The organism is Rhizobium leucaenae USDA 9039 (genome assembly GCF_000426285.1).
GTDB classification, from domain to species: Bacteria; Pseudomonadota; Alphaproteobacteria; order Rhizobiales; family Rhizobiaceae; genus Rhizobium; species Rhizobium leucaenae.
The window spans coordinates 34,200-51,599 of record NZ_AUFB01000018.1 but is presented as its reverse complement, the minus strand read 5'-3'; the positions used below and the strand labels follow the sequence as shown (position 1 = coordinate 51,599).

Genomic DNA, 17,400 nt, shown 5'->3' with positions numbered 1-17,400 from the left:
AGATAATGATCGAGAAGGAAAATCGTCGTCTTCGCGTTGGGGTCCTCGGCTGTGGCCCGATTGCGCAGTTTGCGCATCTGGAATCCTGCGTGAAGGCCAGGAATGCCGATCTCTACGCTATCTGCGACGCCGCACCCGATCTGCTGGCACGTATGGGTGCGACCTATGAGCCGCAGAAAATCTTCAGCGACTACGACGCCATGCTGGCCGACCCCGATCTGGAAGCGGTTATCGTCGCCACGTCAGACGCCTATCACGTGCCGATGTCCATCAAGGCACTCGAGGCCGGCAAGCATGTGTTGTGCGAAAAGCCGATTGGCGTTTCGGTCGAGGAAGGCCAGCAGCTTGCCGACGCCGTGAAGCGCTCAGGCAAGATCCTGCAGGTTGGGCACATGAAGCGTTTCGATCCCGCGCTTCAGGCTGCGCGTGATTTCGTTCAAAACGATATCGGCCAGATTTTCGCGCTGAAGGCATGGTATTGCGATTCCACCCACCGCTACACCAACACCGATGCGGTGCAGCCGCTGCCGGTTACCAGCAAACTTGCGCGCAAGCCGGCCGGCAATCCGAAAGCCGATCTCAGGCAATATTTCATGCTGGCGCATGGTTCGCATCTGGTCGACACCGCCCGCTTCTTCTGCGGCGATATCGTCGCCGTGCGCGCCCGCCTGCTGGAGCGAGCCGGCGCCTTTTGCTGGTTCGTTGAAACCGAATTCGCCAATGGCGCCCTCGGCCATCTCGACCTGACGGTTGCCGTCCGCATGGATTGGCACGAGGGTTTCCAGCTCTACGGCGAAAACGGCTCCGTTCTCGCAAAGACCTTTAATCCCTGGTACTTCCGCTCCAGCGAAGTCGAGATCTTTCATGAGAAAGACGCGACGAGCAGGAAACCGCTCGGTGCGGATGGGCATTTTTTCCGCCGGCAGCTCGAAGGCCTCGCCGATACCGTGCTGAACGGCGCGCTCATACGCGGCGCCGATGTCGAGGACGGTATCGCCTCCATCCGCGCGATGGTGGCGATCGCGCGGTCGGTGGAGACCGGCGAGCGTGTCGAACTCGCGTCGGTGACGGGGGTCGTCTGATGCAGATCGGGATCTTCGCCAAGACCTTTCCCGGGACTGATCCCCTGAACGTCCTCTCGGCAGTGCGCGACAGCGGCTATGCCGGCACGCAATTCAATCTTGCCTGCTGCGGCCTGCCCTCGGTGCCGGACGCAGTGCCCGAAGCCGCCGTGGCGGCGATCCGCGCAGCGGCGCAGGCAACGGGCGTCTCACTTGCCGCCTTGTCCGGAACCTACAACATGGCGCACCCTGACGTGTCGATCCGGCAAACAGGCCTTCGCCAGCTCGCCGTCGTCATCGAGACGGCGGCGGCACTTTCCATTCCGCTCGTCACGCTCTGCACCGGCACGCGCCATCCCAGCGATCAATGGGCACACCATGCGGAAAACACCGACCCCTCGGCCTGGACCGATATGGCGGCGGAGATGTCTAAGGCGCTGGCACTGGCCGAAGACCATGGCGTCGATCTCGGCATCGAGCCGGAGCAGGCGAATATCGTGAGATCGGCTGCGGATGCCCAGCGGCTGATTACAGAAATGGGATCGAAAAGGCTGCGCATCGTGCTTGACCCGGCCAATCTTTTCGAAATCGCCACGCCACCGGAAGCGCGCGCCATTGTCGAGCGCGCGGTCGAGACCGCGGCCGGGCACATCGTCATGGCACATGCCAAGGACCGTTATGTCGATGGACGCTTTGCTACGGCCGGTCATGGCATCGTGGATTTTCCCGATTTTGTCGCACGGCTCAAAGCCGTCGGGTTCGATGGCCCCCTCGTCACGCATGGACTTTCAGCGGCGGAGGCGCCCCATGTTGCGGCCTTTCTCAAGGAATTGGTGTGATGGGCGCAACCGCGGCTTTCATGCGTGACGATGCCACCCTCGCCGTTTTCGACAGCGGTCAAGGGCTGCCGGTGCTCTTTCAACACGGCTTGGGCGGCGATGAGGCGCAGGTTGCGCAAACCTTTCCAATGGGAAAGGCGCGGCGTATCACGGTCGAGTGCCGCGGACATGGTGCGTCGTCGCTTGGCGACATCAGGCCCTTTTCATTTCGGATGTTCGCCGAGGATGTGCTGGCGGCGGCGACAGATCGCGGTTTCGACCGCTTTATTGTCGGCGGAATTTCCATGGGCGCGGCGATTGCCCTATACCTCGCGCACCATTACCCCGACCGCGTCGCAGCCCTCATTCTCGTCCGTCCCGCCTGGACCTTTGCCGCCGCGCCGGCCAATCTGGAGCCGGTCCGCCTTGTCGCGGCCTTGCTCCGCTCGTATTCGATCGCGGAAGCCAAGGAGCACTTCGCCGCTTGCGAGATCGGCATGCGGATATGCGCGAACGCGCCCGACAATTTTGCCTCCCTGCTCGGCTATTTCGACCGGCCGAATGCGGGCGCTTTCGCATCCGTGCTGGCCGATATCGCGGCTGACGGAACGGGAATTACACAAGCGGAGGCCGCTGCCCTCACCGTCCCCACCCTCATCATCGGCAACGAACAGGACGTGATCCATCCCCTCGCCTGCGCACGAACCCTAGCCGATACCATCGCCGATACCCGCTTTGTCGAAATCACCCCCAAGGCAGCCGACAAGGCGCAGCATTTCGCCGAAGTTCAAGACGCTATCGCTACCTTCCTCGCATCCAAGACCATCCGGAGCCTTTTCCCATCATGACACTCAAGACTCTCTCAGGCCCGGCGGCCATTGCAGCGCTCCCCCGCAACCGGCTGCTGGGCGAATTCTCACTGTGGTCTGCCGATCTTGCCAATATGGAGGCCGATCTTAAGCGCATCGAACCCTATGCCGACCTGCATCACATCGACGTCGCCGATGCACGCTTTACCCCGGGCTTCCTGTTCTTTCCGGATTTCGTCGCCCGCATCGCAAAAGCAACCGCCAGACCGATCCATGTTCATCTGATGGTCGAGGCCGAAATCGTCGGGGAGCAAACGCGTCAGTTCATCGAAGCGGGGGCGGATCTTATCAGCGTTCACGCCGAAAACGGCGAGGCGGGGTTACGGGCCGTTGCGCTGGCACAGGAGCTTGGCGCCGAAGCCGGCATCGTCCTGCGGCTGGAGACCCCCGTCTCAGCGATCCGGCCATTCATCGACCATGTCGCCTTCGTGACCCTGCTTGGCACATCGATCGGCGTCAAGGGGCAAAGCCTTTCCGAGAAGGCCTGCGACCGCCTGATCGAAGCACGCACACTGTTGGAACAGTCCGGCCGGGAGAATCAGGTGATCTTGGCGGCCGATGGCGGCATTCGCGAACAGACCGTGCCGCTCCTACGCGCTGCGGGAGCACAGACGGTCGTCCTCGGATCCCTGGCCTTCGGCGACCAAAATCTGGGCGAGCGGATGGCTTGGCTGCATGGGTTGGAGAGCCGCGTTTCGTGAAAAAGGTTGCCCTCGCATTTGATCTCGGTGGAACGGAACTCCGCGCTGCGCTGGTGGATAGTGAGGGGAGCCTGTTGTCATTCTCCGCCGTGCCGACCCACGCGGCGGGAGGACCGGCTGCGGTGATACAGCAGATCGAATTGCTGGCAGCCTCTGCGCTAGCGGAAATGCCCGATCTCGTTCCTGTCGGGATCGGGATCGGCGCCCCCGGCCCGCTCGATCCGGAAGCCGGCATCGTGATCGCCCCACCGACCCTGGCGGGCTGGTACGAGGTTCCGCTTGCCGACATTCTTTCCAGCCGGTTCCAACTGCCGGTGCGGCTCGAAAACGACGCAAACGCGGCAGCACTTGGCGAATGGCGATACGGCGCTGGCCGCGGCGCGCGATCGATGGTCTTCGTCACCGTCTCGACTGGCATCGGCGGCGGCGTGATCGTCGACGGGCGAACCTTGCACGGCAGACGCGGCCTGGCAGCGGAAATCGGTCATATGACGATCACGAGCGAAGGCGAGCGATGCTTTTGCGGTGCTATCGGTTGTTTCGAAGCCGTTGCCTCCGGAACCGCCCTTGGCAGACGGGCAACGGCGCGGACCCGCCAATCCGACGGCTCGATGCTACGCAAGCTATCCGCCGATGGCGAAGTGACTGGACGCCACGTTGTCGACGCCGCGCGCAATGGCGACGCCCTGGCGCTGGAACTGCTGAGTGCGGAGGCTCGCTGGCTGGGTATCGGCTTCACCAATCTGCTCCACCTCTACTCCCCGGACATTCTGGTGATGGGCGGCGGCATATCGCACGGTTTCTATCTTTTACACGATACCATTGTGGCGACGGTTCGCGAGCGCGCCATGCCAGCCTATCGCGACGTACCGATCGTCCCCGCTCAGCTCGGACGTCATGCAGGCCTGATCGGCGCCGCCAGCCTCATCCTCGAAGACGAAGCCATCTCATCCTCTGGAAACGCCCTATAGGCGATGTGCCAGTGTAGCAATCTCTCCGATCGGACGGAGCCAATACCAGGTGTACGATTCTGGCTGTACAGCTAACATGTTAGCCTGTATAAGCTGACTACTCATCTGGAGGAATGAAATTTGTCTCGCAAATTCGGCTTGTCAGTCGCGCTCACGACGCCCTTCGATACCAATGGCGATATCGCGATTGGCCCAATGATCAAACAAGCCGAACTGAGCCTTGCATCGGGATGCTCGAGCGTCACGCTTTTCGGCACTACTGGCGAGGGCTCCTCAATTGGAGCGCAGGAGCGCGAACAGGTGCTCAACGCCTTCCTGGAAGCAGGGATAATACCGAACCACATCATCGTCGGTGTGATGGCGAATTCGGTCGAAGATGCTGCCGCACAAGCGGGATCTGCGCTGACGAGAGGCGTGCGCAATATCCTGCTTGCACCACCTTTCTATTTCAAGAATATCAGCGACAAGGGATTGTTTGCCTGGTTCTCTGCCGTATTCGCGCGGTTGGGCGACAAGGCGCGTGATATCATCGTCTACAATATTCCTTCCATTACCATGGTGCCGCTCTCCGTAGCGCTCATCGGCAGGCTGCGCGCCGCCTTTCCCGGCATTGTCACCGGCGTCAAGGACTCCTCCGGCGATTGGCCATATACGGAGGCACTATTGAAGGCGCACGGCGATCTCATCATCCTGATCGGCGACGAACGCCATCTCGCCAGGGGCGTCCGCTTGGGCGGCCAGGGAGCAATTTCCGGCATGGCGAACTTCGTGCCCCAAGAGGTGCGGCTGATGGCGGAAGAGGGAAAGGATGACCCGCGCGTCGTGGATTTTGTGCCGGAGCTGTTGAAGTTCCCGGTGACTGCGGCCGTCAAAGTCATGGTGGCACACGTCTCCGGGGATGAAATCTGGCTTGCGGTTCGCCCGCCGCTCGTCTCAATATCCGGCGAGGGGCAGACTCATCTTGCCGGCGCCTTTAATGCGCTTTTCAGATCCAAGGCGGCTTAAGCGAACCGGAGAGGTACGGATGGACGGTGTGAACGAGCAGCCGACGTTACGGGAAAAAGCCTATGCAAGCTTTACCCATCATCTGCTTGCTCGCGATGTACGGCCAGGCGAGTTCGTCTCACAGCGCAGGCTTGTGGAGCTCACCGGCCTGCCTCTCGGCGCCATCCGTGAACTGATCCCGCGGCTGGAAGCCGAAGGCCTGATCAAGACCGTGCCGCAGCGCGGTCTCCAGATTGCCCATATCGATCTCAATCTGATCCGTGAGGCGTTTCAGCTACGCATCTTTCTGGAAAAGGAAGCCGTTGCACTCTTCACACATACGGCCTCGGACGAAACGATCGCTAAGCTCTTGAAACAGCATCGCGATATCGCCGCGGCCATCCAAGCAGGCGATGGTTCGCAGGAGCTTGAGGTCCATGCGCAATCGGTGGACTGGGGCATGCACGATGCCTTCATCGACGCGCTCGGCAACACGATTATCTCGAACGCCTATCGCGTCAATTCGATCAAGATGCGGCTGATCAGCCAGGACCGCTTCCGGATCAATGGTCACGTCGGGCCGGTAATGAACGAGCACCTGCGAGTGCTGGAGGCGATCGAAAGACGATCCGCGGAGGATGCCGTCGCAGCTCTCGTTTCGCATATCAACGGAGCAAGGGATCGTGCATTGAAGATTTGAATGAAACAGGCCGCAATGAGGAGATTTCGGCCAAAGGAGGAGGAACAGCATGTCATCGTCATTCATCAATCCCACGCGCCGCCGTTTCATGGCGGGCACGGCCGCCTTGGGCGCGGCAAGCATGCTTGGCATCCGCACGGCATCGGCAGCGGTGGACTGGAAGCGGTTTTCGGGAACCACGCTGGAAGTCAACCTCGTCAAAAGCCCACGCAGCGAAACCATTCTCAAATATCTCAGCGAGTTCGAGGCGCTGACCGGTATCAAGGTGAATGCCGAGGCGACGCCCGAACAGCAGCAACGCCAGAAGACGACGATCGAGCTCAGCTCCGGAAAGCCGAGCTTCGACGTCGTGCATCTGAGCTACCACGTGCAGAAGCGACAGTTCGAAAAGGGCGGCTGGCTCGCCGACATCAGCGGCTTCCTGAAGGACCCATCCTTGACGGACCCATCGCTGGTCGAAAGCGATTTTGCCGAGGCAGGCTTGAAGTTCGCCAAGGATTCCAATGGCGTCCTGCGATCCCTGCCCTTCTCGGTCGACTATTGGATCGTCTATTGGAACAAGGCCCTCTTCGAAAAGAAGGGGCTCGCCTATCCGCAGACCTTCGAAGAGATGGCAAATGCAGCGGAAGCGCTCACGGACAAATCCACCAACACCTATGGTTTCGTCGCCCGCGGCCTCAAGAATGCCAATACACCGGTCTGGACAGCCTTCATGCTCGGTTACGGCACGACGCCGCTTTCGCCGGACGGCAAGTTGCGCACTACCTCGCCGGAAGCGATTGAGGCCGCCAAGCTCTATCAGCGTCTGATGACCAAAGCCGCACCTCCCGGCGTCTCCGGCTTCAACTGGGCCGAGTCGCAATCCGCCTTCCTGCAGGGCAAGATCGGCATGTGGTTCGATGGCGTCGGCTTTGCGCCGCCAATCGAAAATCCGGAAAAATCCCGCGTCGTTGGCCAGGTCGGCTACAGCGTCATTCCGAAGGGCCCCTCTGCACAAGCGGCCGCCACCTTCGGCGACGGTATCGGCGTGACGGCGGCGAGCCAGAAGAAAGAAGCCGCCTATCTCTTCTGCCAATGGGTGATCTCGCATGACATGGGCGCGCGGCTGCTACAGGCTGGCGCCGGCGTGCCGTTCCGCCAGTCCGTCCTCGAGGATCAGAAGGTCCGTGAAGGCGTCAAGATGCCTGGGGCCTGGCTCGACGCCGTGGTCGGCTCCGGTAAGGTCTCCGCACTCGGCCTGCCGGTCATCATCCCGGTCACCGAGTTCCGCGATATTTACGGGGTGGCGCTCACCAACATGATCGGCGGTGCGGATCCCGCAAGCGAGCTGAAGAACGCAACAGCGCAATTCGAACCGGTGCTGGCGCGAAGCGAGGGGTGATGGCGTCCGTGCACATCGAAGATACCGCGGCGACCGCTGCCAAGAACAAGAGCAAGCCGAAAAATCGGCTTGCTCCCAACTATTGGCCCTTCGTCATCCCGGCCCTGGTGGTCATTGCGGCGGTCATCGTTTTTCCATGGGTCTTCACTTTATGGATGAGCATCAATAGCTGGACGCTAGGGCAATCCCAAACCTTTGCGGGCTTTGCCAACTACGTCCGCCTGGCAATCGACGCCCGCTTCTGGGAGGCGCTGTGGCATACGGTTCTCTATACGGGCCTCTCCGTTATCGCGCCGGTTTTCCTAGGCACGCTCGCCGCCCTGATATTCGATGCGCAATTCCCCTTCCGCGGCTTTCTGCGCGGCATTTTCGTCATGCCGATGATGGCGACGCCTGTCGCCATCGCGCTCGTCTGGACGATGATGTTCCATCCGCAGCTTGGGGTGCTCAACTACCTTTTGTCCTTCCTGGGCATAGGTCCGCAGGAATGGATCTACAATCAATTCAGCGTCATTCCGTCGCTGGTTCTGGTTGAGACCTGGCAGTGGACGCCGCTTGTCATGTTGATCGTGCTCGGCGGCCTCGCGGCGGTGCCGCGCGAGCCTTACGAAAGCGCTGAAATCGACGGCGCCAATGCATGGCAAAAGTTTCGCTATCTTACCCTGCCGATGATCGCGCCCTTCCTGATGATCGCCGTCATCATTCGCAGCATCGATGCGGTCAAGAGCTTCGACATCATCTATGCGATGACGCAGGGAGGACCGGGCACTGCCTCCGAGACGATCAATATCTATCTCTACAATACCGCCTTTTCCTATTACGACATCGGCTACGGCTCGGCCATGGCGGTCATCTTCTTCATACTCATCGTCGTGCTCTCCTTCGTCCTCCTGATGGCGAGACAGCGCGCGAACTGGTCGGATCGGTAGACACTTCGATGAAACGCAAAACGCTCGACCGGATCGGTCTCCTCTTTGTGGCGCTGGTGATGGTTTCGCCAGTCGTCCTGTTCTTCCTCTGGATGATCTCGCTCTCGTTGAAATACGAGATCGACAACGGCGCCTATCCGCCGATCTTCATTCCAGAGCGCTTTGCCTGGTCGAACTACGTCAAGGTTTTCGAGGAGAACAACTTCTTCCTCTATTTCTGGAACTCCATTCTGGTGACCGGATCCGCGACATTGCTTGCGCTGCTGATCGGCGTTCCCGCTGGCTACGGCATTGCGCGACTCAAGGCGGAGAAGTCGGCGGTCGTCATCATGATTGCACGAATGACGCCCGGCCTTTCCTTCCTCATTCCGCTGTTTCTGCTCTTCCAGTGGCTGAACCTCTTGGGAACGCTTTGGCCGCAGATCATCATTCATTTGGTCGTGACGGTCCCAATCGTGGTCTGGATCATGATCGGTTATTTCGAGACGACGCCGATGGAGCTCGAGGAAGCGGCCGCCATCGACGGCGCAACGCCATGGCAGATCTTTCGGCTGGTGGCCCTACCGATTGCCAAGCCGGGAATCGTCGTCGCTTTCATCCTCTCGGTCATCTTCTCGTGGAATAACTTCGTCTTCGGCATCGTGCTCGCCAGCCGCGAGACACGCACCCTGCCAGTTGCCGTCTACAACATGCTGTCATTCGAGCAGGTGAGCTGGGGGCCGCTTGCCGCGGCGGCACTGATCGTGACGCTGCCAGTGCTGGTTCTGACGATATTTGCGCAGAAGCAGATCGTTGCCGGCCTGACCGCCGGCGCCGTCAAGGGTGGGTGATTGCGGCGGCTGTTTGGACAGCCACGCCCTTGAACGGACGAGGCGAGATCAGCCTTGGGACATGAGTAGATCGTGAGAATCGGCGGACGGTGCATCGGACAGCGTCGATGAAGCTCCGATTAACGCTACCGTCAGGTATCGTTCATTTCCATGGAGTTATCTTTGAACCAACGTGGCTAAGCAACGTTGTACGATAGTAAAAGTAACCGGAGGAAACTCATGCGTAAGTTCTTGATCGCGTCTGCAATCGCCCTTGCTTCCTTTGCAGCCACCAGTCTCCCATCCCAGGCTGCATCGGTAGAAATTACGACGGGCGGCGGTCCCTATTATCATCATCGCCATCACTACCAAGACCGCTACGACGGGTACTATCGCCATCATAACCGCCGCTGCTTTACCAGGGTGGAAAAGGGATGGCACCACGGCCACAGAGTCGTAACGAGAGAGCGCGTCTGCCGCTGATCGTCTTCCATCGGGCCCGGCCCTGTGCCGGGCCTGATGGAATAGCTTTGCACTCTACGTACCGCTCATGACGCTTTCCCGAGCGGTGCCCCACACGTGGCCGAGATGAGCGATCCGCTCGATAGAGCAACGGCAGCCTCTGCCGACGAGGGGCGATAGGGTGCAAGGCAGCAATCGACCAGTTGTTCAAACCCGTAGGGTCGTCTGGTTCGTCCCTAACCTGCCAAGCTCTCAATAATCCCAGAACGCCGGTACCCAGCGAAAGTGATCGCCGTCGACCGCCACCCGTCCGACCGACGGGAACGGCAGGTGGGTGGCGACGAGTTGTTCGCCGGTTTTCGCCAGCTCCGTCAAAAGACGGACCCGAACGCGGGCCGCCTCTTCAGGGTCATGTTCGAAGCCGTTATGCCAGTCGGGATGATCGAAGCCGACCGCGAACACGGCGTCGCCAGCGAAGGTCAGCCGATCGCCGCCGGACGCCAGGCGGATCACGCTGTGGCCGGGGGTGTGGCCGCCGGTGCGACGGACAACCACGCCAGGCGCGACCTCATGCTCGTCGTCGAACAGCCGCAGCAGGCTGCGGTACTCTTCCGTGAACCGCTTGGCGGCCGCCCTGAGCGCGTCCGGGAAACCCGCCGGCATGAAGACGCGGGAGAAATCGGGCGACTCCCAGAATTTGACCTCGGCCGCCGCCACGTGGATCTTCAGATCCGGACGCAGCCGATCCTTCACTCCATCGACGAGCAGCGCGCCAATGTGGTCCATGTGCATGTGGGTCAGCACCACGTCGGTCACGGATGCAAGATCGATGCCTGCGGCCTCCAGTCGTTTGACCAACTGCCCGGCGCGCGGCAAGTTCAAGTTCGGGTCCAATCCCAGCCCAGCGTCGATGAGTATGGTCTGTGCGCCACTGCGCACCAAGACCACGTTCAGCGCCCAGTCGAAAGCGTCCGGCGGCAGGAACATCTCGTCCAGCCAGGCCGCCCGCACGGCTGGGTCGGCGTTGTGTGCCAACATCGTGGTTGGCAGCGGCAGCACGCCGTCGCTGACCACCAGCACCTCAATGTCACCCACGCGCACCGCGTAGCGCGACGGAACCAGCTCTTCAGGCCCCGCTTTACCGGAATGTGAAGCGTTGTTTGGGTTCATGTTCGTCTCTTGCTGACCAATCGTACGAGGTCTTGTTTCTGCCTGCGACATGATGCGCTCCTGTGTTGCGTGATTAAGATGTGTCGCTCACGAGCCACGTCGCGCACTCTATGTGGAAGGCTATCTGCGATCGAGCTACACCTGGGGATGGGGCAGACTGTCCTTCTTGGTGGACTGCAACAAAGATTGGGTATGAGGGGGCTGGTACGAAGGCGTAGACGCCCTCGCCCGCCGCACGGTGTCCCGCGCTCAGCGTTCACTCAAAGCCGCTCGGCCTCTAAGATGTCGGCGACACTCTCGATATGGTCTTTCGAACCGCAACGACGTCAGGAATTCAGCGCACTGTTCAGATCATGCAGCCCGGCCATCAGAATCATGGGATCGAGCGGCGAAGGCACGAAGCCAATTGCCTCATAAAAGGCTCGCGCGTCATCGGAAATCGCATGCACTAACAGGCCGCGGATGCCGATGATTTCCGCGGCATGGAGCAGGCGCAGGGCGTCGTCGCGCACCAGCGCCCTGCCTATCCCGCGCTTCTGGTAGGTTTGGTCTATAGCAAGTCGGCCGAGGACGGCAACCGGGATCGGGTCAGGCATGTTGCGTCTGAAGCGGCCAGGTGCTTCCGGCTGCTTTACGGCGCCTGACGCGAGCGCATAATAGGCGATAACGCGGTTACCCTCGCATACGACGAAGGTGCGCGACGCGCCACTTGCCTGATTGGCGCGGGCGCGGCGACGCAGCCAGTCATCCAGTTGAGGGAGGCCGGAATTAAATTCTGCTAACTCGTGATGGTCAGCGAGGGGCGCCGGTGCACTGAGGGTCACGCCTCATCCCACGGCGCTTTAGTGATCATGGTACGTTTCAGACGCTCGTTGGGCTGCGCAGGCGCATCGAGCCGGGCAAGATACTCGGCATAAAGTTCGGCGCTTGCCGTAAAAATGGTGCGATCGAGCAGCACCTCCTCGGCGCGGCGCTCCGAAGCCTCTAGCATGAAATCCGTGCGCGTCTTGCCAAGCAGCTCGGCCGCGCGGTCGATCAAATTGCGGGTCACCGGCTTGATGCGGATATTGAGCGGCACGCTGGCGTCTCGACTTTTACTTGTGCGTGACATAGGCATGGAAAATTCCTATTTTCGCAAAGCCTAGCGTAACGACATCGTCTTTACAAGCACGTAATGACATCGTCATTCGTGGTCGGTACTGCTTCGAGCTCGCCATTCTCCATGCTCTATTCTGCGCCGCCAGCTCGGATTACACAGCGGATTTACTTGACAACTCCTTTTACCTCCGGCTCGCTTTCGAACATCAAGATGGCGCAGGATGCGATGCATTTTGATGTTGACTGGGGAGGTCAGCAAATCAACCGTCCGGCCAATCAGCCGGGCAAAGGGAGGAGTTTTCGCATGTTAAGGAAAGCTATTACCTTATTCGCGGCGATCTTCATTGCCGCAGGGGCGGGCTTCATTTCGACGGCCTACGCGCAGGGCAAAACCTATTACTGGATATCGCACGGTTCTCCGGCGGATCCCGTGTGGACCTATTTCCTGGCCGGAGCCAAGCTCTGGGCCGAAGACACGGGTAACAAGGTCAACACATCGTTCCACAACGGTGATGTTCCCGCGCAACAGGAGGCCGTGAGGGCTGCGATTTCGGCGGGGGCTGCCGGCATCGTGACCACCAGCCCGGACCCGGGCAGCCTGGTTCAAGTCGTCAAGGAAGCCAACGCTGCCAAGATCCCGATCATCAACTTCAACACGCCCGATCCGCAGGCAGGCTTCAACGCCTATGTCGGCGGCGACAACAAGACCTTCGGCCACAACTGGGCACAGTATCTGGTTGACAAGAAGCTCGTGAAATCCGGTGACTTCGTGTGGATGCCCGTCGAGGTTCCCGGCGCGACCTACGGCGTGCAGGAGGAAGAAGGAATATCCAGCGTCTTCAAGCCGCTGAACATCACCTGGGAAATCACGGACTCCACGTTGGACCAGGCTGAAATCATTACCCGCATGTCGGATTACCTCACCGCCAATCGCACGAAGATCAAGGCAATCATCGGGCTTGGCGACCTCGTAACCGGAAGCATCAAGCGGGTGTTTGATCAGGTAGGCGTAAAGCCGGGCGAAATTCCCGTCGTCGGCTGGGGCAACTCGCCCGATACGACGCAGGAAGTCCTGACAGGCTACGTGAATGCCGCTCAATGGCAGGATCCCCAGGCAACCAGCTATATGGCCCTATCGATGGCAGCCATGGCGGCCAGCAAAATCCCGCCTGGCTTTAACATCATCACCGGCGCTCTCTATGAAAAGGACAAGGCCGAAATCTACGACAAAATTCTCTCGAGCAAATAACGTCGTCGAAAGTCGTGACTAGCTGCGCCACCCGGTTCAAACCGGGTGGCCACCCCAATCGGTGAGCATCAATGCAACATTCCCTTGTTCAACGCTTCGTTTCGAAACCCGAATTCGGTCCGCTCGTGCTGCTGGTCCTTGAGCTTGTGATCTTTTGGTCATTCAATTCGGACTTTCTCTCACTTCCAAACATCAGCAACACCCTCTCGTTTACTGTCGAACTCGGTCTGATCGCGTTGGCGATGACCCTGCTGATGACTGCCGGCGAATTCGATTTGTCCGTGGGATCGGTGTTCGGCTTTTCCGCTGTTTTGATGTGGACGGTGTTCAACGGCAATCTGATGCCGCTCGGTGCCGCCTTCCTCGTCACACTGACACTCAGCCTGTTCATTGGCTTCGTTAACGGGTGGTTCGTCACGAAGCTGAACATCCCGTCCTTTCTGGTTACGCTCGGAATGCTGCTGGTGGTGCGGGGCACAGCCCTTTACGTCACCGATGGCTTTCCGCAGCACACCTGGACAGCCGGCAACAACTGGTTTGCCAATGTCTTGGCCGGCAGCTTCTTTATCGGCAGTTTCCGAATGTACATGTCGGTGCTGTGGTTCGCACTTGCGGCATTCGCCGCCCACGTTGTTCTCACTCAAACGAAATTCGGCAATTGGATACAGGCTTCCGGCGGCAACCCTAACGCGGCGCGTGCTCGCGGCGTCAATGTCAGCCGAACTAAGGTTTACTTGTTCATGGTGTCTTCGGCCATGGCCTCGCTTGCCGGGGTGATCAGCTCGATCCGTACCTCAGCGGCAAATCCGAATAGCGGAACGGGTTACGAGCTTGAGGTGATCGCGATGGTCGTCATTGGCGGAACGGTGCTGACGGGCGGACGTGGGACGATCATCGGAACTGTGCTTGGCATCTTCATTCTGCGCATCATGCGAAACGGTATCGTGATGGTGGGGGTACCCGGGCTTGCCTACAACATTTTCATTGGAGCAATCATCCTGGGGATGATGGCGCTTCACTCATGGCTTGAACGCCGCCATAGCACGGGAGTGTAGGCGATGGCCGAAGACGAACTCGTTCGTATGGAGAAAATCAACAAGTTCTACGGCCGCATCCATGCCCTTCGCGACGTCAGCCTAACTGTCAAAACACAAGAGGTAGTGGGTCTGCTCGGCGACAACGGCGCTGGAAAATCGACCTTGATCAAAGTGTTATCCGGCGCCGTACCGCTGACGAGCGGGGAGATCATAATCAAAGGAAAAAAAGTCGAGCTTAAAAACACCGCCGAGGCGATTGCGAATGGAATTGAAACGATTTTTCAAGATTCCGCACTTGTCCCGCAGTTGTCGATCGCCCGAAATCTCTTTTTGGGGCGGGAGCCCATCAAGGGAAGCCGCTTTTTTGGCCGGTTGGATCAATCCGCAATGAATGCGTCTGCGCGAGACCTGTTGAAGCGGGTCGGCATCACCAAGGATATTCCGCCGGAGACTGCGATCGCCGCGCTATCGGGAGGCGAGCGCCAAGCCGTCGCAATCGCCCGCGCCATGCAGTTTGATAGCGATCTGATTATCCTGGACGAACCTACCAACAACCTCGGCGTTGCCGAAACGCAGGGGGTTCTGCGTTTCGTTCGCGAAGCGCGCGATACCGGTCATTCCTGCATTTTCATCGCCCATAATATCCACCATGTGTTTCAGGTGGTCGACCGCATTATCGTGATGCGCGGCGGAAGGGTCGTCGCAGACGACATAGATCCGAAAAAGACGACGATCGCCCAAGTCGAAAGGATCATTACCGGCGAGGAAATGCTAAACGCCATCAAGGGCTGATTGGCTATCCGCCGTCAGCTATAAGAACCTACCAGCGACTTGACCAAGCCTATGATCTTAAGCCTGGTCCGCGGGTCCTTGATCTTGGCAAATGCGCGGTTCAGCTCGATGCCTTCCCCCGTGGCGAGGAAACCGGCCAGGTCATTCCCGGCGCCGAAAATTTCCTCCCCATTGCTTTCGCGCGGCTCGGAGACTCCCTCAAAGAAAAACGAAACCGGCACGTCGAGGCAGTCTGCGACGCTTTGCAGCCGGCTGGCGCCGACCCGGTTTTTACCTTTTTCATATTTCTGGACTTGCTGAAATGTTACATTCAGCCCTTCTGCGAGCGTCGTCTGACTCATGCCCAATATGCGGCGTCGCATTCGGATGCGTCTGCCAACCTCGATATCTATCGGGCTCGGATCCTTTTTATTCGGCCCCATATACACGGCTCTCCCTTTCTGGCAGACAGTGCCTCGCGTTTAACGACACAGCAATGTTGATGGAAAAAAGACTGATCGCTGCGCCGCGCTGTTGAGTTCCCACTTACTGCCTACAACGTTGAAAATGTTGACTCCATTTCGGCGAAGGCTTGCTCAATCGAAAGTGTTGGTGGTCGAAAAGACCGCCCATCGAACCTGGGGAGTCGATGGGCGGGGGGCTGCTCTGGGACCTACTGTCGTCATGATCGCAAGTCCCACGACTATGACTGCCTTGGCGGATACCAAACTTCAATGGGATTACGCCATGCCATGATCTTGCATCCCGTTTTCCTGCGTATTCGGGATAATATTTGCGTTATGCGAACATACGAGGCCGGCGAAACAACAGGGGCGGCAATATCGCCGATGGCACTTACTTGCCACCCCGACGCAGTTTCGCTGCATTGGATGGCATCTCACCGTAGGATTGCTGATAGAGCGCTGCAAAACGTCCCATATGGGAGAATCCCCAGCTCCGCGCGACTTCGGCAACAGAGACAGAGTTGGCTGGATCCAAGAGTGTCTTGCGCACGCCTTCCAGGCGAATTGTCCGTAAATAATTTAAAGGTGTGGTGCCCTTGAACTGCTGAAAAGCGGTCTGCAGCGCCCGCACACTTGTGCCGGCAGCCTCGGCTATGTCGGCGATACTTATCGGAAGCGAAATATTGGCATGCATATATTCGATAGCTCTCTTCAAGCGCTTCGGTATTGCAGGAGAGGTCGGTTTTGCCAGCCGCGTGGAATAGTTATTCGGGACGGTCTCCAGCAGCGCGATCATCATCGCCTGCAACAGGTGCTCGACGAAGGTCGAGGAGGGCTGATGTTCGTCGCTGACGTCCAGACAGTTCCAAATGAGATTTGCGAGTGCCGTTATTCGGGAACCGTTCGCCGTTGCCAGATCGACGGTGTCGGCGAAATCGATGTCGCCAGCGGCCGGCGCATCAAGCAATTCGCTCAATTCACGGATCATGGCGGACTTTTCAAATGCGATGCCGATGTGACTGCGGTCTTCATGAAGAACCAGCCTATCGAAGCGGGACATGTCGCCCACAAGGCCTATCGAAGGCTCGGACACGAGCTGCTTGCGGCCCGTGTCGATCGCCATAATCCCCGATGACGGAAGGTAAAGGGCATATGCGTCCGGGCCACTGGAGAGCGTGACCTTCATTCCGGAATTGCACCTGCCGTTCCAGACGCTGCAGCGCCCCACGGCATAATGCCGGTCTTCCACGGAGATCAACGAGCCTTTCTGAAGCGGCTCCACCTTCGCAGGCGACAATGTCCTTGCGTAGTGCTCCGTCATTTCGTCGGCATCGGCGTCCACAATCTTGAAGACGGAATGACTGACGTACCTCATAATCTCCCCCAAAAGCCGATCCTCGGGAGCGCTTTCAGCGTCACGCCGAGAAGCACGCCATGGATCGGTTCTTATTATTCCCCTGGCTGCTGATACTGAACAAACCGAAGCGCGACTGCACCCTTGGCAGAGACACTGTTCAATATACTACCTGCAATCAGCAATGCGCCCACCGGCACTCGCGCCTTCATGCTTCACAAGAAAATCAGTTCCCGTGCATATATCATTGAATCCACAGGCTCTTCGCGCCTCACCTGCAGCGCTGAAAAATCTGCTACCAAAGTGACCTCCCTTTCGTGGCATGGATATTGGAATAATGAAAGATAGAAAAAATTTAATAGAAGCGGTCAAAATGCGGCTTCGCGAATGTATTTTAAGTATTAAATAATGCAGCGCTCATGTATGTTCCGCTACGCTGAGCATGTCTTGACTATCCTGAAGGTGACTTTGTCGGCCGCAGCAAAGCCACGCCTCCGTCCGCAAATTTGTCAGAAAACGCGGATGTTTTCGTTGCGGAAATGCAGGGAAGCAAACTTGGCGCGGCCAACCGG

The 17,400-nt window shown here is 58.9% G+C and carries 19 protein-coding genes; 14 read left to right on the top strand and 5 right to left on the bottom strand.

Annotated features, from left to right (window positions below; genetic code table 11):
* Window positions 1-5 precede the first annotated feature (5 nt).
* From K290_RS0123515 to K290_RS36465, 11 genes are all read left to right on the top strand, one after another.
* The gene (locus K290_RS0123515; RefSeq protein WP_028754125.1) at window positions 6-1,082 is read left to right on the top strand and encodes a Gfo/Idh/MocA family protein; all 1,077 of its coding nucleotides are present in this window, start codon (window positions 6-8) and stop codon (window positions 1,080-1,082) included.
* Window positions 1,082-1,900, top strand: a complete 819-nt coding sequence (locus K290_RS0123510; protein ID WP_028754124.1) for a sugar phosphate isomerase/epimerase family protein — start codon at window positions 1,082-1,084, stop codon at window positions 1,898-1,900. Before K290_RS0123515 ends, K290_RS0123510 begins: the two co-directional genes overlap by 1 nt.
* Window positions 1,900-2,727 carry an alpha/beta fold hydrolase gene (locus tag K290_RS0123505; RefSeq protein WP_028754123.1) on the top strand — a complete coding sequence of 276 codons (828 nt, stop codon included), beginning with the start codon at window positions 1,900-1,902 and terminating at the stop codon, window positions 2,725-2,727. The genes K290_RS0123510 and K290_RS0123505 overlap by 1 nt, the downstream gene beginning before the upstream one ends.
* Complete coding sequence (locus tag K290_RS0123500; RefSeq protein ID WP_028754122.1) at window positions 2,724-3,449, top strand: ribulose-phosphate 3-epimerase; 726 nt, start codon at window positions 2,724-2,726, stop codon at window positions 3,447-3,449. The genes K290_RS0123505 and K290_RS0123500 overlap by 4 nt, the downstream gene beginning before the upstream one ends.
* Window positions 3,446-4,420 carry an ROK family protein gene (locus K290_RS0123495; RefSeq protein WP_028754121.1) on the top strand — a complete coding sequence of 325 codons (975 nt, stop codon included), beginning with the start codon at window positions 3,446-3,448 and terminating at the stop codon, window positions 4,418-4,420. The genes K290_RS0123500 and K290_RS0123495 overlap by 4 nt, the downstream gene beginning before the upstream one ends.
* Before the next feature lie 120 nt (window positions 4,421-4,540).
* Entirely contained in the window at window positions 4,541-5,425 is an 885-nt protein-coding gene (locus tag K290_RS0123490; RefSeq protein WP_028754120.1) for a dihydrodipicolinate synthase family protein, read from the top strand.
* A 19-nt stretch (window positions 5,426-5,444) separates the two neighbouring features.
* Window positions 5,445-6,104, top strand: a complete 660-nt coding sequence (locus K290_RS0123485) for a GntR family transcriptional regulator (RefSeq protein WP_028754119.1) — start codon at window positions 5,445-5,447, stop codon at window positions 6,102-6,104.
* Window positions 6,105-6,153: 49 nt separating this feature from the next.
* Entirely contained in the window at window positions 6,154-7,485 is a 1,332-nt protein-coding gene (locus K290_RS0123480; RefSeq protein WP_028754118.1) for an ABC transporter substrate-binding protein, read from the top strand.
* Entirely contained in the window at window positions 7,485-8,414 is a 930-nt protein-coding gene (locus tag K290_RS0123475; protein ID WP_028754117.1) for a carbohydrate ABC transporter permease, read from the top strand. The genes K290_RS0123480 and K290_RS0123475 overlap by 1 nt, the downstream gene beginning before the upstream one ends.
* Before the next feature lie 8 nt (window positions 8,415-8,422).
* Window positions 8,423-9,244, top strand: coding sequence for a carbohydrate ABC transporter permease (locus K290_RS0123470; protein WP_028754116.1), 822 nt, complete (start codon window positions 8,423-8,425; stop codon window positions 9,242-9,244).
* 219 nt (window positions 9,245-9,463) lie between these two features.
* The gene (locus tag K290_RS36465; protein WP_081670416.1) at window positions 9,464-9,706 is read left to right on the top strand and encodes a hypothetical protein; all 243 of its coding nucleotides are present in this window, start codon (window positions 9,464-9,466) and stop codon (window positions 9,704-9,706) included.
* A gap of 231 nt (window positions 9,707-9,937) precedes the next feature.
* On the opposite strand, the gene K290_RS0123465 is transcribed toward K290_RS36465, so the two are convergent.
* From K290_RS0123465 to K290_RS0123455, 3 genes are all read right to left on the bottom strand, one after another.
* On the bottom strand, window positions 9,938-10,855 hold the full coding sequence (locus K290_RS0123465; protein ID WP_037136100.1) for an MBL fold metallo-hydrolase: 918 nt from the start codon (window positions 10,853-10,855) through the stop codon (window positions 9,938-9,940).
* 326 nt (window positions 10,856-11,181) lie between these two features.
* Entirely contained in the window at window positions 11,182-11,679 is a 498-nt protein-coding gene (locus tag K290_RS0123460; protein WP_028754114.1) for a GNAT family N-acetyltransferase, read from the bottom strand.
* Window positions 11,676-11,972 carry a type II toxin-antitoxin system TacA family antitoxin gene (locus K290_RS0123455; RefSeq protein WP_028754113.1) on the bottom strand — a complete coding sequence of 99 codons (297 nt, stop codon included), beginning with the start codon at window positions 11,970-11,972 and terminating at the stop codon, window positions 11,676-11,678. Before K290_RS0123455 ends, K290_RS0123460 begins: the two co-directional genes overlap by 4 nt.
* A 285-nt stretch (window positions 11,973-12,257) precedes the next feature.
* Between K290_RS0123455 and K290_RS0123450 the strand changes: the two genes are divergently transcribed.
* The 3 genes from K290_RS0123450 (at window position 12,258) to K290_RS0123440 (ending at window position 15,031) form a co-directional block, all read left to right on the top strand.
* Window positions 12,258-13,202 (top strand): substrate-binding domain-containing protein, encoded by a 945-nt coding sequence (locus K290_RS0123450; protein WP_028754112.1) that lies wholly within the window; start codon window positions 12,258-12,260, stop codon window positions 13,200-13,202.
* A gap of 71 nt (window positions 13,203-13,273) precedes the next feature.
* Window positions 13,274-14,257, top strand: coding sequence for an ABC transporter permease (locus K290_RS0123445; RefSeq protein WP_028754111.1), 984 nt, complete (start codon window positions 13,274-13,276; stop codon window positions 14,255-14,257).
* A gap of 3 nt (window positions 14,258-14,260) precedes the next feature.
* Window positions 14,261-15,031 carry an ATP-binding cassette domain-containing protein gene (locus K290_RS0123440; protein WP_028754110.1) on the top strand — a complete coding sequence of 257 codons (771 nt, stop codon included), beginning with the start codon at window positions 14,261-14,263 and terminating at the stop codon, window positions 15,029-15,031.
* A 14-nt stretch (window positions 15,032-15,045) separates the two neighbouring features.
* On the opposite strand, the gene K290_RS0123435 is transcribed toward K290_RS0123440, so the two are convergent.
* Together K290_RS0123435 and K290_RS0123430 are read right to left on the bottom strand one after the other, a co-directional pair.
* On the bottom strand, window positions 15,046-15,453 hold the full coding sequence (locus tag K290_RS0123435; RefSeq protein WP_028754109.1) for a helix-turn-helix domain-containing protein: 408 nt from the start codon (window positions 15,451-15,453) through the stop codon (window positions 15,046-15,048).
* A gap of 412 nt (window positions 15,454-15,865) precedes the next feature.
* Entirely contained in the window at window positions 15,866-16,849 is a 984-nt protein-coding gene (locus tag K290_RS0123430; protein WP_028754108.1) for an AraC family transcriptional regulator, read from the bottom strand.
* Window positions 16,850-17,400: the final 551 nt, after the last annotated feature.

Coding starts and splice junctions, on each gene's coding strand:
- K290_RS0123515 (WP_028754125.1), top strand. CDS start 6: ATGATCGAGAAGGAAAATCGTCGTCTTCGCGTTGGGGTCCTCGGCTGT.
- K290_RS0123510 (WP_028754124.1), top strand. CDS start 1,082: ATGCAGATCGGGATCTTCGCCAAGACCTTTCCCGGGACTGATCCCCTG.
- K290_RS0123505 (WP_028754123.1), top strand. CDS start 1,900: ATGGGCGCAACCGCGGCTTTCATGCGTGACGATGCCACCCTCGCCGTT.
- K290_RS0123500 (WP_028754122.1), top strand. CDS start 2,724: ATGACACTCAAGACTCTCTCAGGCCCGGCGGCCATTGCAGCGCTCCCC.
- K290_RS0123485 (WP_028754119.1), top strand. CDS start 5,445: ATGGACGGTGTGAACGAGCAGCCGACGTTACGGGAAAAAGCCTATGCA.
- K290_RS0123480 (WP_028754118.1), top strand. CDS start 6,154: ATGTCATCGTCATTCATCAATCCCACGCGCCGCCGTTTCATGGCGGGC.
- K290_RS0123475 (WP_028754117.1), top strand. CDS start 7,485: ATGGCGTCCGTGCACATCGAAGATACCGCGGCGACCGCTGCCAAGAAC.
- K290_RS0123470 (WP_028754116.1), top strand. CDS start 8,423: ATGAAACGCAAAACGCTCGACCGGATCGGTCTCCTCTTTGTGGCGCTG.
- K290_RS36465 (WP_081670416.1), top strand. CDS start 9,464: ATGCGTAAGTTCTTGATCGCGTCTGCAATCGCCCTTGCTTCCTTTGCA.
- K290_RS0123465 (WP_037136100.1), bottom strand. CDS start 10,855: ATGAACCCAAACAACGCTTCACATTCCGGTAAAGCGGGGCCTGAAGAG.
- K290_RS0123455 (WP_028754113.1), bottom strand. CDS start 11,972: ATGCCTATGTCACGCACAAGTAAAAGTCGAGACGCCAGCGTGCCGCTC.
- K290_RS0123450 (WP_028754112.1), top strand. CDS start 12,258: ATGTTAAGGAAAGCTATTACCTTATTCGCGGCGATCTTCATTGCCGCA.
- K290_RS0123445 (WP_028754111.1), top strand. CDS start 13,274: ATGCAACATTCCCTTGTTCAACGCTTCGTTTCGAAACCCGAATTCGGT.
- K290_RS0123440 (WP_028754110.1), top strand. CDS start 14,261: ATGGCCGAAGACGAACTCGTTCGTATGGAGAAAATCAACAAGTTCTAC.
- K290_RS0123435 (WP_028754109.1), bottom strand. CDS start 15,453: ATGGGGCCGAATAAAAAGGATCCGAGCCCGATAGATATCGAGGTTGGC.
- K290_RS0123430 (WP_028754108.1), bottom strand. CDS start 16,849: ATGAGGTACGTCAGTCATTCCGTCTTCAAGATTGTGGACGCCGATGCC.